Genomic DNA, 14,452 nt, shown 5'->3' on the forward strand with positions numbered 1-14,452 from the left:
CACATTTGATGGTGGAATGGGGGCCATGGGGCTCATCGGGTTCGCGAAGAACCGCGTCGGAGTCTGGTTGCTCAACCGGACCATGAAGGACGGCATCGACCTGCGGAAGCTGCGCTTCCTGCCCGAGTCGATCTCGCTGCCGCTCAAGCGTGACGGTCTCGACCCGCTGCCCGCGCTGATGGACGTGCAGGCCGAGGCGCCGGTCAAGAAGCTCGCGACGCTGTTCGGCAAGAGCGTCTGGCTGGTCAGCGGGTACGACGCCGCGCGGGAGGTCCTCGCGGGCGACGCGGAGACCTGGTCCAACGACCTCGGCCAGTTCGTGTCCCAGGAGGGCAAGTCCGACGAGGAGCAGATCGGCGGCCTCGGCATGACCGACCCGCCGCTGCACACGGCCCTGCGCCGCTACCTGACGCCCGAGTTCACGATGCGTCGCCTCGCGCGGCTGCAGCCGGGCATCGAGGAGATCGTCGGCAAGCGCCTCGACGCGATGGCGGCCGCCGGCACCGACGGTCGCGCCGTCGACATGGTGCAGGAGTTCGCCTTCGCGGTGCCGTTCGACGTGATCTGCGACCTGCTCGGTCTGCCGGTCGACGACCGCGCGAAGTTCCTCGAGCTCGGTGTGGCGCGCTTCGATCTCAGCGAGGGCGGCGCCGGGGCGTTCGGTGCGCAGAAGGGCACCCGCGAGTTCCTCATCAACGCGGTGCGCGAGCAGCGCCAGAACCCGGGCGACGGCCTGATCGGCGCGCTGCTGAAGGAGCACGGCGACGAGCTCGACGACCTCACCCTCGGCGGCATCGCCGACGGCGTGTTCCTCGGCGGCTACGAGACCTCGGCCTCGATGCTCGCGCTCGGCACCTACCTGATCGCGACCAACCCCGAGGCCGGCCGGATGCTGCGCTCGGACCCGGAGTCGGTCGACAAGGTGGTCGAGGAGCTGCTGCGCCACCTGTGCGTCGTCCAGCTCGCGTTCCTGCGCTTCGCCAAGCGCGACGTCGAGGTCGCCGGTGTGACCATCAACGAGGGCGACGCGGTCGGCGTCTCGCTGATGGCCGCGAACCGCGACCCGGTGCTCGGCGACGGCCTGGGCGACTTCGACCCCACCCGCGAGTCCACCCGCCACCTGGCCTTCGGCTGGGGCATGCACCGCTGCGTCGGCGCGGAGCTGGCGCGGATGGAGCTGCGCACCGCCCTGCGGATGCTCGCCGAGCGCTTCCCGGACCTCACCATGGCCGCCGACATCGCCGACCTGGAGTTCCGCAAGCTGTCGGCCGTGTACGGCGTCGAGGCGCTCCCCGTCTTCACCGGCGACCGGGTCGGCGCTCCGGCCTGAGCAGGGCCACGACCGTCTCGGTCACCGCGGCGAGGTCGGGGTGGGTGGAGCGGCTGGTCGAGGTGCTGTTGAGCGCGCCGACGACCAGGTCGCGTAGCACCCGCAGGTCGACGTCGTCACGGACCACGCCGTCGCGCCGCCCGCGGTCCAGGACGTCGAGCCAGACCTTCGCGAACCGGCGCTCGTGGACCACGTGCGCCTCGCGCAGGTGCGGGGGCAGGGTCTCGACCATCCGCACGACCGACGCCGCTCGGTCGTCGCTGGCGTGCAGGGCGGCGAGGTGCCCGCGCACCGCGGCCCGTAGCCGCTCGGTCGGCAGGGCGTCCTCGTCGACCGTGGCGATCGCGGCCTCGAGCGCTGCGCGTGCCGAGTCCACGCCCTCCTGGAGCGTGGCCGCGACCAGGTCGTCCTTGCCGGGGAAGTGGAACGCGAGGCTGCCGACCTTCAGCCCGGCGGCGTCCGCGATCCGACGCAGGCTCGCACCGCCGTACCCGTGCTGGGCGAACTCGTGCGCGGACGCCTCGAGGATGCGCCGGCGGGTGCGCGCGGCCTTGGTCTCGGTGGACTCCACGACACCACCCTAGCGAATCTGACGCTTGTACGATTATATTGAAATCGTACGACCGTCCGATTCTAAGGAGAACGCCATGACCGTCCCGCGCACCCAGGATCGGATGACCCACGACCTGTTCCTGCCCGAGGAGACCATCGCGCTGCGCGCCCGGGCCCGCGCGGCCGTCGCCACCCACGTCGCGCCGGTGGCGCGCGAGATCGGCGCTCGCGAGGAGTCCGCCGACAGCTTCCCGTGGAAGGCGTTCCGCGGGCTCGCGGACGAGGGCCTGTTCGCGGTGCCGTTCGGCGGCTACGACCACCCGATGCTCGGCGTGTGCACGGTGGCCGAGGAGATCGCCTACGAGTCGTCCTCCCTGGCCGGGGTGTACGACGGCCAGTGCATCCTCGTACCCGCCACGCTGTCCTTCGCCCGGCCGCAGGTCAGGGACCGCCTCGTGCCGGACCTGGTCTCCGGCGAGCAGGCGTTCGCCTTCGCGACGACCGAGCCGGAGACGAGCTCGGACCTGACGGCATCGCGGCTGCAGACGTGGGCCGAGGAGACCGCCGACGGCTTCGTCGTCAACGGCCGCAAGCGCTGGATCACCAACAGCGTGGTGGCGGGCTGGGTCTCGATCCTGGTGCGGGCCGGCCGCGACGGCGACCGTGCGCACATGCTGCTCATCGACCTGACCAGTCCCGGCGTCCGCATCGGCACCCCCGACCTCAAGATGGGTCACCGCGGCCAGATCACGGCCGACATCGTGCTCGAGGACGTCCACGTCCCGCGCGAGAACCTGCTCGGCGAGCCGGGCGGCGGCATGGCCGTCGCGCTGCATGCGCTGGTGCGCGGGCGGATCGGCATCGGCGCGGCGGGGGTCGGTGTCGCGCAGGCGGCCCTCGACCTGGCGGTCCACCGGCTGCAGACGCGGGAGGTCTTCGGCCGCCCGCTCGGAGCCCTGCAGCACTGGCAGTTCGTGATGGCCCAGCGCGCCACCGAGATCGAGTGCGCCCGCAGCCTCTACCAGAAGGCGGCGCTGCTGCTGGACGGCGGCGACCCGACGGCCGAGCCGGAGGCCGCGATGGCGAAGGCGTACGGCACCCGCCTCGCCGGCGACCTCGTCCGGGAGTCGCTCCAGATCCACGGCGCCCTCGGCTTCGCCCGCCAGGTCGGCGAGACCGGCGAGTCGGTGCGGCTCGAGGAGCTCTACCGCGACGCGAAGATCCTGGAGATCTTCGAGGGTGCCAACGAGCTGCAGCAGTGGATCATCGCGCGTCGCCTCATCGGCCGTGACATCACCGGCTGAGGGTGCCCGGGGCCCTCGCGCCTCAGAGCAGCACCGACCGCGCGAGCACCTTGAGTCGCTCCACGTGCCGTGCGGTCGGCTCGGGGCGGGGGTCGAAGGCGGTGGTCAGCGCCATCCCGCGCAGGCTGGTGAACAGGATCTCGCGCAGGCCCTCGTAGTCCTCGCGCGCGCACAGGTCGGGGCCGAAGAAGCCGTCCATGGCGGTGCGGATCGCGCGGGCGATCTCGCGCTCGCCGGGCAGCAGCGCCTCCCGCAGCTCCTCGTGGGTGCGCGCCGCGATCCACAGCTCGGTGGCGGCCCAGAAGTAGCCCTGCGTGAACGTCGCCGCCATGGTGTCGACGATCGCGTCGATCCGCGCGGCGGGGTCCTCGGGCCAGACGTGGTCGCTGGGGAGCTCGCCGACCCGCGCGCGGGCCAGGTGCTGGGCCGCGGCGATGAGCAGCGCGTCGCGCGAGGGGAAGTGGTGCAGCAGCCGGCCGCGGGAGACCCCGGCCCGCTCCTGGATCTGCACGGTGGAGGCCCCGCCGTACCCGTGCTCGAGCAGGACCTCCACCGCCGCGTCGAGGATCCGGCGCTGGACGTCGAGCGTGCGGGTCTGCACGGCTCGGGCCATGTGGCGCTCCTCTCGAACACGGACGGACAGGTGACAAACGGCGGAGTCGAAGGCTACCCTCGCACAAACCAGTCAGGACTGACTGGTTAATCATCCGGTCCTGGAGGTCCCCATGTCCACTCCCGTCATCGTCGACGTCGTCCGTCTCGCGTCCGGCAAGGGCAAGCCGGGCGGCGCCCTGTCCGGCACCCACCCCACCTCGCTGCTCGTCCACGTGCTGAAGGCGATCGTCGAGCGCAACCACCTCGACCCCGCCCTCGTCGACGACGTCATCACCGGCTGCGTGATGCAGGGCGGCGAGCAGGCGCTCAACATCGGGCGCGCCGCCGTGCTCGGCGCGGGCTTTCCGGAGTCCGTCCCGGCCACCACCATCGACCGCGCCTGCGGCTCCAGCCAGCAGGCCGTCCACTTCGCGGCGCAGGGCGTCGCGGCCGGTGCGTACGACGTCGTGATCGCCGCCGGTGTCGAGTCGATGAGCCGGGTGCCGATGGGGAGCACCACCCAGGGCAAGGACAGCGCGGGTCCCGAGGTGCATGCGCGCTACCCCGAGGGGCTGGTCAACCAGGGCGTCTCCGCCGAGCTCGTCGCCCGGCGCTGGAAGCTCGACCGGGACGCGCTCGACGCCTACTCGGCCGAGTCGCACCGCCGGGCCGCCGCGGCCATCGCCGCGGGCGCCTTCGACAAGGAGATCCTCCCGATCGCGGTGGGGGCGGCGGACGGCTCCACCGTCGAGCACCGCGTCGACGAGACCGTGCGCGCCAGCACCACGGCCGAGGGCCTCGGCCGGCTCCAGCCGGCCTTCCGCACCGACGAGCTGGCCGCACGCTTCCCCGACATCGAGTGGCAGATCCACCCGGGCAACTCCTCGCCGTTCACCGACGGTGCCTCGGCCGCGCTGATCATGAGCGAGGAGATGGCGGCACGGCTCGGCCTGACCCCGCGCGCCCGCTTCGTGTCGTACGCCGTGGTCGGCGACGACCCGCTGATGATGCTGACCGCACCCATCCCGGCGAGCCAGAAGGCCCTCGCCAAGGCCGGTCTCGGCATCGACGACATCGACGCCTACGAGGTCAACGAGGCGTTCGCCCCGGTCCCGCTCGCCTGGGCGCACGACCTCGGCGCGGACCCGGCGCGGCTGAACCCGCGCGGCGGCGCGATCGCCCTCGGGCATGCGCTCGGCTCGTCCGGCACCCGGCTGCTGACCACCCTGCTCCACCACCTCGAGGCCACCGGCGGCCGCTACGGCCTGCAGACCATGTGCGAGGCCCAGGGCATGGCCAACGCCACCATCATCGAGCGTCTCTGACCACGGGCGTCCACCTCCACACACCCCTCGAGCTCCTCGAGTCATAGAGAAGGAACTGAGAATGCAGATCGACAACACCGTCGCCCTCGTCACCGGCGGCGCCTCCGGCCTCGGCCGCGCCACCGTCGAGGCCCTGCTCGCCAAGGGCGGCCGTGCCGTCATCCTCGACCTCCCGGGCGGACCCGGCGAGGTGGCCGCCAAGGAGCTGGGCGACGCCGTGCGCTTCGCCCCCGGCGACGTCCGCAGCGAGGCGGATGTGAAGGCGGCCATCGCTGCCACGGCTGAGCTGGGAGATCTCCGCGTCGTGGTCAACTGCGCCGGCACCGGCGACGCGATCAAGACCGTCGGCAAGGGCAACGAGCCCTACCCCTACGACAAGTTCCAGCGGATCATCGAGATCAACCTGCTCGGCACCTTCAACGTCATCCGCCTCGCCGCGGCGCACATGGCCGGCCTCGACCTGCTCGGTGAGGAGCGCGGGGTCATCGTCAACACCGCGTCGGTGGCGGCCTTCGACGGCCAGATCGGCCAGGCGGCGTACTCCGCGTCGAAGGGCGGCGTCGTCGGCATGACCCTCCCGATCGCGCGCGACCTGTCCACGATCGGCATCCGCGTGGTCACGATCGCGCCCGGCCTGTTCGACACCCCGCTGCTCGCCTCGCTGCCCGAGGAGGCCCGGCGCAGCCTGGGCCAGCAGGTGCCGCACCCCTCGCGCCTCGGCGACCCCCGGGAGTACGGCGCCCTCGCGGCCCACGTGGTCGAGAACCCGATGCTCAACGGCGAGACGATCCGGCTCGACGGCGCGATCCGGATGGCCCCGCGATGACCTCCCTCAACCAGCGCGGCGGCTTCTACACCGAGGACCACGAGGCCTACCGCGCCTCGGTGCGCGAGTTCGTGCGCCGCGAGGTGGAGCCGTACTACCTGGAGTGGGAGGAGGAGCGACTCGTCCCGCGCAGCGCCTGGCTGGCGGCCGGCAGGAACGGCATCATCGGCCTGTCCGTGCCCGAGCGGCACGGCGGTGGCGGCGAGCCGGACATCCGCTACCCGATGGTCGTCACCGAGGAGCTCGCGGCGATCGGTGCCACGTCGTACAACCTCGGCCTGCGGCTGCAGGACGACATCGTGCTGCCCTACTTCCTCGACCTGTGCACCGAGGAGCAGAAGCAGCGGTGGCTGCCGGGGCTTGCCTCGGGCGAGCTCGTCGGCGCGATCGCGATGACCGAGCCCGGCGCCGGCAGCGACCTGCAGGGCGTCCGCACCAGCGCGGTCCGCGACGGCGACGGCTGGGTGCTCAACGGGCAGAAGACGTTCATCACCAATGGCATCAACGCCGACCTGGTCATCGTCTTCGCCCGGACCGACCCGGACGCGGGCTCGCGCGGCTTCAGCCTGCTGGTGGTCGAGCGTGACGACGCGGGGTTCAGCCGCGGCCGCAAGCTCGACAAGGTCGGCATCCCCGGCCAGGACACCGCCGAGCTGGTCTTCGAGGACGTGCACGTCCCCGCGCACAACGTGCTCGGCGAGCCCGGTCAGGGGCTGATGTACCTGATGCAGCGCCTGCCCAAGGAGCGGCTCTCGCTGGCGTTCCAGGGGCTGGCCGGTGCCGAGGCCGCGCTGCGGTGGACGCAGGACTACGTCTTCGAGCGTGAGGCCTTCGGCCAGCGCATCGGCGACCTCCAGGCGACCCGCTTCGAGCTGGCCGACCTCGAGACCGAGGTCGAGGTGACCCGCGCCTACGTGCAGGCCGCCGCGCTGTCGCTCAACGAGGGCACGCTGACCACCGCGGAGGCGTCCAAGGCCAAGCTCTGGGCGACCGAGATGCAGGTGCGGGTGACCTCGCGCTGCCTGCAGCTGTTCGGCGGGTACGGGTTCATGAACGAGTACCCGATCGGCCGGGCCTATCGTGACTGTCGCGTGCAGACCATCTATGGCGGCACGAGCCAGATCATGAAGGAGATCGTCGGCCGCGACATCGCGGGCCGCTACCCGAAGGAGGCCGGGCGATGAAGCTCGGAATGATCATCAACTACGCGGGCGAGTTCGCGGAGACCGTCGACCTCATCGTCGCCTACGAGCAGGCCGGTCTCGAGATGGTCGCCATGCCGGAGGCCTACTCCTACGACGCGGTCAGCCTGCTCGGCTTCCTCGCGGCGAAGACCGAGAAGGTCGAGCTGATGTCGGCGATCCTGCAGGTCTACTCGCGGACGCCGGCGCTGCTGGCCATGACCGCGGCCGGCATGGACTACGTGTCCGGTGGCCGCTTCATCCTCGGTCTCGGCGCGTCCGGGCCGCAGGTCGTCGAGGGCTTCCACGGCGTGAAGTACGACGCCCCGCTCGGCCGCACCCGCGAGGTCGTCGAGATCTGCCGCACCGTGTGGAAGCGCGAGGTGCTCGACCACGCCGGCAAGTACTACAAGGCGCCGCTGACCAAGGAGGACGGTGGCACCGGGCTCGGCAAGCCGCTCAAGCTGATCAACCACCCGGTCCGCAGCGACATCCCGGTCTCGATCGCCGCCCTCGGCGAGAAGAACGTCGAGCTGGTCGCGGAGATCTCGCAGGGATGGCAGCCGCTGTTCTTCCACCCGCTCAAGGCCCGGCAGGCCTGGGGATCGGCGCTCGACGCCGGTCTCGCGAAGCGCGACCCGAGCCTCGGCGAGCTCGACATCCAGCTGCAGATCAGCTACCACCTCGGCGAGCCGTCGCCGGAGGAGGTGCAGAAGGTGCGCGACCAGCTGGCGCTCTACATCGGCGGGATGGGTGCGCGGGACAAGAACTTCTACAACCAGCTCGCCTGCCGCTACGGCTACGAGGACGAGGCCAAGGAGATCCAGGACCTCTACCTGTCCGGCCAGAAGGCCGAGGCGGCGAGGATCGTGCCCGCCGACCTGGTCGAGGCCGTGACGCTGATGGGCGACGAGGACTCGATCCGTCGCCAGCTCACCGAGCTCGACGACGCCGGCGTCCGCACCCTGCTGATCAACCCGGTCGCCGCCGACCCGGCCGACCGCGTCGCGCACGTGCAGGCGCTGTCCGGCCTGCTGGCCGAGCACAAGGCGGCCCGCGCGTGAGCGGCCGGTTCACGATCGCCCGTGACGGTCATGTCGCCACCGTCGGCCTCGCCGGGTCCGGCGGCAAGCCGGTCATGGACGGGGCGTTCTTCGCCGAGCTGCGGGAGACCTTCTCCGCGCTCGACCGCGACGCCGACGTCCGGGCGATCGTCGTCACCGGCAGCGGCGGGCACTTCTCCTTCGGCCTGGACCTGGCCGAGGCGGCCGGAACCTTCGGCAGCCTGGGTCAGCGGCCCGGCGCCGCCGGCCGCGCCGAGTTCCTCGAGCTGATCCGCGACTGGCAGGCCACCGTCACCGCCGTGGCCGCCTGCCGCAAGCCCACGATCGCCGCGATCGAGGGCTGGTGCATCGGCGGCGGCGTCGACCTGGCCTCGGCCTGCGACGTCCGCATCGCCACCGTCGACGCGAAGTTCAGCATCCGCGAGGCCAAGGTCGCCATCGTGGCCGACCTGGGCAGCCTGCAGCGCCTGGTCGGCATCATCGGCGACGGCCACCTGCGCGAGCTCGCGCTCACCGCCGACGACATCGACGCCGCCCGCGCCGAGCGGATCGGCCTGGTCAACAGCCTGTACGCCGACGGCGCCGCCCTCCGCGCCGCGGCCGCGGACCTGGCGGGCCGGATGGCCGCCAACTCGCCGCTCGTCGCGCAGGGCATCAAGGACGTCCTCGACGCCGAGCGCGGGCCACGGGTCGAGGCCGGGCTGCGCTACGTCGCGGTGTGGAACTCGGCGTTCCTGCTCAGCGACGACCTCAACGAGGCGGTGGGTGCCTTCCTGGAGAAGCGCCCGCCGGCGTACCAGGGCCACTGAGCGCTCCCGTAGGTGTGAGAGTGACCGATAGGTCACTCTCCCACCTACGGGACGACGTAGCCTGCCCTCGTGCGTCGCGTCCTCCTCCCGCTGCTCCTGGTGGCGGGCCTCCTGATCCCGGCCCCCGCCCAGGCCTCGTCGTACGCCGGCAACGGCACGGCCGTGACGCTGCGGATGCGCGCCGCGATCAATGCGCTGCGGGTGGCCGCCGAGACGCCGAGCGGCTACGACCGCGACCTGTTCCCGACCTGGACCGACCAGGACGGGGACTGCTTCGACACCCGTGCCGAGGTGCTCATCCGCAGCTCCTCGGTGCAGATCACCGCGAACGACAACTGCACGGTCGAGACCGGCCGCTGGTACGACTGGTACGACGACACCACCTACCGCTACGCCTCCCAGCTCGACATCGACCACCTGGTGCCGCTGTCGGAGGTCTGGGCGTCCGGGGGCCGGCGCTGGTCGCCGTCGCGCCGCGAGGCCTACGCCAACGACCTCGCCGACCCGCGCACCCTCGTCGCGGTCTCGCTGCACGCCAACCGCTCCAAGGGCGACCAGGAGCCGGACGAGTGGATGCCGATCGACCACCCGTGCCGCTACGTGCGGTCCTGGGTCGTGGTGAAGACGCGGTGGGGCCTGGCGATCGACCGCGCGGAGAAGGCCGACCTGCTGCGGATGGCGACCTACTGCGGCAACCCGGTGCTCCGCACCCACCGCGCCACAGTGAGCTAGACGTTCACCGTCCAGGAGTGCCTGCTGCCCAGGACGGTCGCCGATCCGGCGTACGTCGCGGTGAGGGTGTGGCGTCCCCGGGCGAGCGTGAGGGTGACGACGACGTGGCCGTGCTCGCCGGCGGTCAGGGTGAGTGCCTTGATCGTCGCGGAGCCGTTCTTGATGGTCAGCCGTCCGGTCACCGGCAGCGTCGAGGTCACGTCCAGGGTCACCCGGACCCGATGCCCGCTCAGCAGTTTCGAGGTCTCACGGATGCTGCTGGCGGCCTTGTGCGCGCTCAACGACGTCACGGTCTGGGCGGAGGTCGTCGCGAGGTCTCCGCTGTAGCGCACGTGCGCCCCGGCCCAGGTCCCCGCGGTGGCCGCACGGACGTGGGCGATGCCGAGGGAGTCCAGCGGGGCTGAGCCGAGCGGGGCGCCGGTCGACGAGGTCACCGTGACGGTGCCGGTGGGGATCGGCCCGGGCGAGCTCACGTGGACCTGCCAGGTGCGTGTGACCAGGACCGAGGTCGTCGGCACGGAGACGGTGGGCGTCGCCTTCTGGACGGGGGTCGAGACGGCCGGGCTCGCCACCAGCGAGGTGCTGCGTGCCGCGACGCTCAGGGTGGTGCCCGGGTCGACAGGGCCGGGGGATGTCCAGTCGGTGCCGCCCGCGGCGACGTGGCCGACGGTGATGCCGAGGGACCCGGCCGGGCTGCCCGGCGCGGCCTCCTGCACGTCGTACTCGGCGAGGGATCCGGCGGGCGGGGTCCAGGTGAGCGTCGCGGAGCCGTCGGAGTTGAGCCGGGCCGCGACCCCGGTCGGCGCCGCGGCGGCGAGGGAGGAGCGGTCGGCAAGGCAGATGTTGGCGCTGTTGCTCCACGCCTTCTGGACCTGGTAGTCGCCGAGAGCGACGTCGTCGGTGGCCTGCCCGGTGTCGCAGATGTCGGAGATCTCGCCGTTGTTGTCGTCGTACCAGCCCAGGACGCCGGCGCCGGTGCCGGTCGCGATCCCGACGTCGGGGTCGGTCATGGTCTCGACCAGCTCGTGCGAGGTGTAGCTCTCGAGCACCTGCGCGTCGGTGCCGGGGCCGCAGCCGCCGCCGGCCGGCGAGGGGTCGGGCAGCACCAGGTAGGTCAGGTTCATGTCGTTGACCTTGACGGTGGTGGTCCCGTGGTAGGCGCAGAACTGGACCATCGACTTGTTGCCGTTGGGGTCGGTGATGGTCGTTCCCGCCGGGAAGAACAGCGCATAGACGGTGTCGCTGTGCCCGTTGCCGTCCGGCACCGGAGCCGGCAGGGTGCCGTCCGCGGCATCGGCGGCCAGGGTGCTCTGGATGGTCGCGTCGCTGACGCTCGCCGGGGTCGTGAACGTCAGCCGGGTCGCCGCATCGACGTCGCCGTACTCCAACGAGGTGCCGCCGATGCCCGTGGCGGCGGTGCGGTACTCATCGAGCCAGGCGAGGTACGACGAGTGCAGCACCGCGCCGAAGAAGCCGCCCAGTCCGGCGGGAGGGGTGGTGCCGCCGTCCACCTCGGGCTGATAGGTCTTGCCGGTGCCCCACAGCACGGGCTCGACCACGGGGTTGGTGAGCACCCGGCCGCCGCGATAGGTGAGGTGGGGCGCGACCAGCAGGTTCGGAGAGACGCCGCTCCCCGGTGAGCGCAGCGGCATCACACCTGCGGGCAGGCCCGTCGCGGGGACGATGGGTCGCGTGTGGCCGCCTCCGGCGGCGGCGTGGGCAGCCGTGGGGACGGCCGCCGTCACGAGGAGGGCCGCGAGGGCCAGGGTGCGGGCACTGAGGGACACAACCCGCATTGTGATCCTGGTCGCGGCCGTGCGCGAGGGTTCGCCCGTTTCAGGTCCCCTTCATGAAGGTCTGCCTACCGTCCTGCGCATGACTGAGCGCACTGCCGAACGCACCGCACCCCGTACGTTCGTCGCCCCCAAGGTGCCGGAGGTCTTCGTCCTGTTCTGGGTGGTCAAGCTGCTGACCACCGCGATCGGCGAGACCGGCGCGGACTTCATGGGGACCACGAGCCTGGTGCTGGCCGGCGTCATCGGCATCGGCGGGTTCTTCGTGGCGCTGTGGTGGCAGCTGCGGGCCGCGACGTACAGCCCGATCCGGTACTGGACCGCGGTGCTGATGGTCGCCGTGTTCGGCACGATGGTGGCCGACGGCCCCCACGTCGTCCTCGGTACGCCGTACTACGTCGACTCGTGCGTCTACCTCGCGGCGCTCGTCGGGGTGCTGACCTGGTGGCGGCGCAGCGAGGGCACCCTGTCGGTGCACTCGATCACCACCGCCCGCCGCGAGCGGTTCTACTGGGCGACGGTGCTGCTCACCTTCGGTCTCGGCACGGCGCTCGGCGACACCACCGCGATCAACATGAACATGGGCTTCCTGGGCTCGATCGCCCTGTTCGCGGTCCTCATCGTGCTGCCGCTGATCGCCTGGCGGCTCGGCGCGAACGCGGTGGTGTGCTTCTGGGCGGCGTACTCGCTGACCCGGCCGCTCGGCGCGAGCGTCGCCGACTGGCTGGCGCACGCCAAGGACCAGGGCGGCATCGCGCTGGGCACCGGCCCGGTGACGGCCGCCGGCCTGCTCGCCTTCGCCGTGCTGGTCGGCTACCTGTGGCGCACCCACGCCGACGAGGAGGGCCACCACGCGCTGGCCCACGCCGAGCCCGAGGACCTCATGGGGCCGGCAGCAGCAGACGTACGCCCCGCCAGCGACCCTCGCTGACCAGCTCCAGCCGCCCGCCGCCCGCCTCCGCGGTCGAGCGGGCGATGTCCAGGCCGAGGCCGGTCGAGCCGCGGTCGCTGCGGCCGCGCTCGATCGCGGTGGGCGGGATGCCGGGGCCCTGGTCGAGCACCTCGACGCGCCACGCGTCCGAGTCCGCCACGACCCGGACGGTGATCGGCACGCCCTCGGCGGTGTGCGCGACGGCGTTCTCGATCAGGCCGTCCAGCGCTCCGGCGAGGTCGTCGGCCACCAGCCGGACCCGGGCCGCGGAGTCCGGCACGGCGACGGTGAGGGTGCGCTCCTGGTCCTCGGCGAGCGGCTTCCAGAACGCCACCCGATCCCGGACGACAGCGACGGCGTCGCAGCCGGGGTGCAGGCCCTCGCGGTCGCCGCGGCGGGCGGCGCGGATCAGCTGGGTCAGGCTGCGCTCGACCCCGGCGACGTGTTGCTCCAGCTCGGTGCGCTGCTGCCCCGGCGGCAGGGCCTCCACGCCCAGGCGGACCGCCGTGAGCGGCGTACGGAGCCGGTGGGAGAGGTCGGCGGCGTTCTCGCGCTCCATGGTGAGCAGCTCCTCGATCCGCGTGGCGAGCGCGTTGAGCTCCTCGGAGACCCGCGCGACCTCGGGCGGCCCGGCCACCGGCGCCCTCGCGTGCATCTCGCCGCGGCTCAGTGCGCTGGCGGTGTCAGCGGCAAGCCCGAGCGGCCGGGTGATCCGGCGCCCGACGATGTCGGCGGCCAGCCAGGCCAGGGCGAGCAGGAGTAGGGCGACCCCACCGATGCCCAGGTTCTGGGCACGGATGGCGTCGCCCACCGAGCCGTAGTCGACGGTCGACACCACGCGGGCGCTGCCGCCGCCCGCGGCGCAGAACACCTGCACGACGCGGCCGTCGTCGATGGTCGTGGTCTGCGGCCGTGACACCGCGCCGAGGTCGTGGTTGTCCTTGTCGTGATCGCCGAGCTTCGGCTCCGCGACCTCGAGCGCCGCGGCGCGGGCGGCCGCACCCAGGGGGGCGCCGGCGACCTCGCCGCCCGGCTCGATGACGGTCACGGGCGTGGAGACGCGTCCGTTGAGCCGGTCGAGGTACAGCGCGAGGGTCGCGTTGTTGTAGCTGCTGGTCGTCATGTAGTCGGCGGTGCTCTGGGCGGCGTACGTCGCCCGCTGCTCGGCCTCGGCGTACGCCTTGTTGCGCAGCAGCAGCGCGATCGGGATGCTCGCGAGCACGATGACCAGCGCGGCGGTGCCGACGCCGAGCACGGTGACCTGGGTGCGCAGTCTCATGGGGTCGCTCCCGGGTCGACCAGCTTCACGCCGACGCCGCGCACGGTGATCAGGTAGCGCGGCTCGGCCGCGGTCTCGCCGAGCTTGCGGCGCAGCCAGGACAGGTGCACATCCACGGTGCGGTCCGCCCCGCCCCACGGCTGGCGCCACACCTCGGCCAGCAGGACAGGCTTGGTGACGACCTCGCCCTCGTGCTGCATGAGGAACTGCAGCAGGTCGAACTCCAGCCGCGACAGCTCCAGCGGCCGGCCCGCCAGCGCGGCCTCCCGCGAGCGGACGTCGAGGGCGATCTCGCCGACGGTGAGGCGGGTGGTCGCGTCCTGGGGGAGCGCCGTACGCCGCAGCACCGCGCGGATCCGGGCGTCCATCTGCGCCACGGAGAACGGCTTGATCAGGTAGTCGTCGGCTCCCGCGTCGAGCAGCCGTACGACGTCCCGGTCGTCGTCGCGCGCCGTCGCCACGATGACCGGTACGTCGCCGAGGGCCCGTACGACGCCGAGCACCGACTCGCCCTCCATGTCGGGCAGCCCGAGGTCGAGCACGACGACCTCGACCGGTGCCGTCGCGAACGCGGTCACGGCCTCCGCGCCGTGGGAGACGGGCGTGACCACGTGCCCCAGGGCGGACAGGCCGCGGGTGAGCGCCTGCCGGATCGCCCCGTCGTCCTCCACCACCATCACCGTCGCCACTCCTCGAATGTAGTGATGGACAGCGGCCCGCGGGCGATCCTTG

14 protein-coding genes are annotated in these 14,452 nt (G+C 72.3%); 9 read left to right on the forward strand and 5 right to left on the reverse strand.

Annotated features, from left to right (window positions below; all coding sequences use genetic code 11):
- The first annotated feature begins 25 nt into the window (after nucleotides 1-25).
- Nucleotides 26-1,330 (forward strand): cytochrome P450, encoded by a 1,305-nt coding sequence (locus ACYU8V_RS15410; protein ID WP_460848585.1) that lies wholly within the window; start codon nucleotides 26-28, stop codon nucleotides 1,328-1,330.
- Here the strand turns inward: ACYU8V_RS15410 and ACYU8V_RS15415 are convergent.
- The gene (locus ACYU8V_RS15415; protein WP_460848587.1) at nucleotides 1,299-1,901 is read right to left on the reverse strand and encodes a TetR/AcrR family transcriptional regulator; all 603 of its coding nucleotides are present in this window, start codon (nucleotides 1,899-1,901) and stop codon (nucleotides 1,299-1,301) included. The two genes, ACYU8V_RS15410 and ACYU8V_RS15415, sit on opposite strands and share 32 nt — an antisense overlap.
- Nucleotides 1,902-1,977: 76 nt before the next feature.
- Here ACYU8V_RS15415 and ACYU8V_RS15420 point away from each other — a divergent pair, with 76 nt between their 5' ends.
- The gene (locus ACYU8V_RS15420; RefSeq protein WP_460848588.1) at nucleotides 1,978-3,186 is read left to right on the forward strand and encodes an acyl-CoA dehydrogenase family protein; all 1,209 of its coding nucleotides are present in this window, start codon (nucleotides 1,978-1,980) and stop codon (nucleotides 3,184-3,186) included.
- Between the two features lie 22 nt (nucleotides 3,187-3,208).
- Here ACYU8V_RS15420 and ACYU8V_RS15425 read toward each other — a convergent pair whose 3' ends face one another.
- Nucleotides 3,209-3,799 (reverse strand): TetR/AcrR family transcriptional regulator, encoded by a 591-nt coding sequence (locus tag ACYU8V_RS15425; protein WP_460848589.1) that lies wholly within the window; start codon nucleotides 3,797-3,799, stop codon nucleotides 3,209-3,211.
- Nucleotides 3,800-3,911: 112 nt separating this feature from the next.
- On the opposite strand from ACYU8V_RS15425, the gene ACYU8V_RS15430 reads away from it, so the two are divergent.
- The 6 genes from ACYU8V_RS15430 to ACYU8V_RS15455 all read left to right on the forward strand — a co-directional run bounded on the left by ACYU8V_RS15430 (nucleotide 3,912) and on the right by ACYU8V_RS15455 (nucleotide 9,717).
- Nucleotides 3,912-5,105, forward strand: coding sequence for a thiolase family protein (locus tag ACYU8V_RS15430; RefSeq protein ID WP_460848590.1), 1,194 nt, complete (start codon nucleotides 3,912-3,914; stop codon nucleotides 5,103-5,105).
- A 61-nt stretch (nucleotides 5,106-5,166) separates the two neighbouring features.
- Nucleotides 5,167-5,931 (forward strand): 3-hydroxyacyl-CoA dehydrogenase, encoded by a 765-nt coding sequence (locus tag ACYU8V_RS15435; protein WP_460848592.1) that lies wholly within the window; start codon nucleotides 5,167-5,169, stop codon nucleotides 5,929-5,931.
- Entirely contained in the window at nucleotides 5,928-7,115 is a 1,188-nt protein-coding gene (locus ACYU8V_RS15440) for an acyl-CoA dehydrogenase family protein (RefSeq protein ID WP_460848593.1), read from the forward strand. The genes ACYU8V_RS15435 and ACYU8V_RS15440 overlap by 4 nt, the downstream gene beginning before the upstream one ends.
- Nucleotides 7,112-8,176, forward strand: a complete 1,065-nt coding sequence (locus tag ACYU8V_RS15445; protein WP_460848594.1) for an LLM class F420-dependent oxidoreductase — start codon at nucleotides 7,112-7,114, stop codon at nucleotides 8,174-8,176. The genes ACYU8V_RS15440 and ACYU8V_RS15445 overlap by 4 nt, the downstream gene beginning before the upstream one ends.
- A complete protein-coding gene (locus ACYU8V_RS15450; RefSeq protein WP_460848595.1) occupies nucleotides 8,173-8,985 on the forward strand; it encodes a crotonase/enoyl-CoA hydratase family protein in 813 nt (270 codons plus the stop codon). The genes ACYU8V_RS15445 and ACYU8V_RS15450 overlap by 4 nt, the downstream gene beginning before the upstream one ends.
- Nucleotides 8,986-9,054: 69 nt before the next feature.
- Entirely contained in the window at nucleotides 9,055-9,717 is a 663-nt protein-coding gene (locus tag ACYU8V_RS15455) for an HNH endonuclease family protein (protein ID WP_460848596.1), read from the forward strand.
- On the opposite strand, the gene ACYU8V_RS15460 is transcribed toward ACYU8V_RS15455, so the two are convergent.
- Nucleotides 9,714-11,504, reverse strand: a complete 1,791-nt coding sequence (locus tag ACYU8V_RS15460) for an Ig-like domain repeat protein (protein ID WP_460848598.1) — start codon at nucleotides 11,502-11,504, stop codon at nucleotides 9,714-9,716. The two genes, ACYU8V_RS15455 and ACYU8V_RS15460, sit on opposite strands and share 4 nt — an antisense overlap.
- Nucleotides 11,505-11,592: 88 nt before the next feature.
- Here ACYU8V_RS15460 and ACYU8V_RS15465 point away from each other — a divergent pair, with 88 nt between their 5' ends.
- Nucleotides 11,593-12,441 (forward strand): COG4705 family protein, encoded by an 849-nt coding sequence (locus ACYU8V_RS15465; protein ID WP_460848599.1) that lies wholly within the window; start codon nucleotides 11,593-11,595, stop codon nucleotides 12,439-12,441.
- Here ACYU8V_RS15465 and ACYU8V_RS15470 read toward each other — a convergent pair.
- Together ACYU8V_RS15470 and ACYU8V_RS15475 are read right to left on the reverse strand one after the other, a co-directional pair.
- Nucleotides 12,392-13,720 (reverse strand): HAMP domain-containing sensor histidine kinase, encoded by a 1,329-nt coding sequence (locus tag ACYU8V_RS15470; protein ID WP_460848600.1) that lies wholly within the window; start codon nucleotides 13,718-13,720, stop codon nucleotides 12,392-12,394. The genes ACYU8V_RS15465 and ACYU8V_RS15470 overlap by 50 nt on opposite strands.
- Nucleotides 13,717-14,409 carry a response regulator transcription factor gene (locus ACYU8V_RS15475; RefSeq protein ID WP_460848602.1) on the reverse strand — a complete coding sequence of 231 codons (693 nt, stop codon included), beginning with the start codon at nucleotides 14,407-14,409 and terminating at the stop codon, nucleotides 13,717-13,719. Before ACYU8V_RS15475 ends, ACYU8V_RS15470 begins: the two co-directional genes overlap by 4 nt.
- Nucleotides 14,410-14,452: the final 43 nt, after the last annotated feature.

It is taken from the genome of Nocardioides ultimimeridianus, assembly GCF_054777895.1.

Coding starts and splice junctions, on each gene's coding strand:
- ACYU8V_RS15445 (WP_460848594.1), top strand. CDS start 7,112: ATGAAGCTCGGAATGATCATCAACTACGCGGGCGAGTTCGCGGAGACC.
- ACYU8V_RS15435 (WP_460848592.1), top strand. CDS start 5,167: ATGCAGATCGACAACACCGTCGCCCTCGTCACCGGCGGCGCCTCCGGC.
- ACYU8V_RS15465 (WP_460848599.1), top strand. CDS start 11,593: ATGACTGAGCGCACTGCCGAACGCACCGCACCCCGTACGTTCGTCGCC.
- ACYU8V_RS15420 (WP_460848588.1), top strand. CDS start 1,978: ATGACCGTCCCGCGCACCCAGGATCGGATGACCCACGACCTGTTCCTG.
- ACYU8V_RS15440 (WP_460848593.1), top strand. CDS start 5,928: ATGACCTCCCTCAACCAGCGCGGCGGCTTCTACACCGAGGACCACGAG.
- ACYU8V_RS15410 (WP_460848585.1), top strand. CDS start 26: ATGGGGCTCATCGGGTTCGCGAAGAACCGCGTCGGAGTCTGGTTGCTC.
- ACYU8V_RS15425 (WP_460848589.1), bottom strand. CDS start 3,799: ATGGCCCGAGCCGTGCAGACCCGCACGCTCGACGTCCAGCGCCGGATC.
- ACYU8V_RS15430 (WP_460848590.1), top strand. CDS start 3,912: ATGTCCACTCCCGTCATCGTCGACGTCGTCCGTCTCGCGTCCGGCAAG.
- ACYU8V_RS15470 (WP_460848600.1), bottom strand. CDS start 13,720: ATGAGACTGCGCACCCAGGTCACCGTGCTCGGCGTCGGCACCGCCGCG.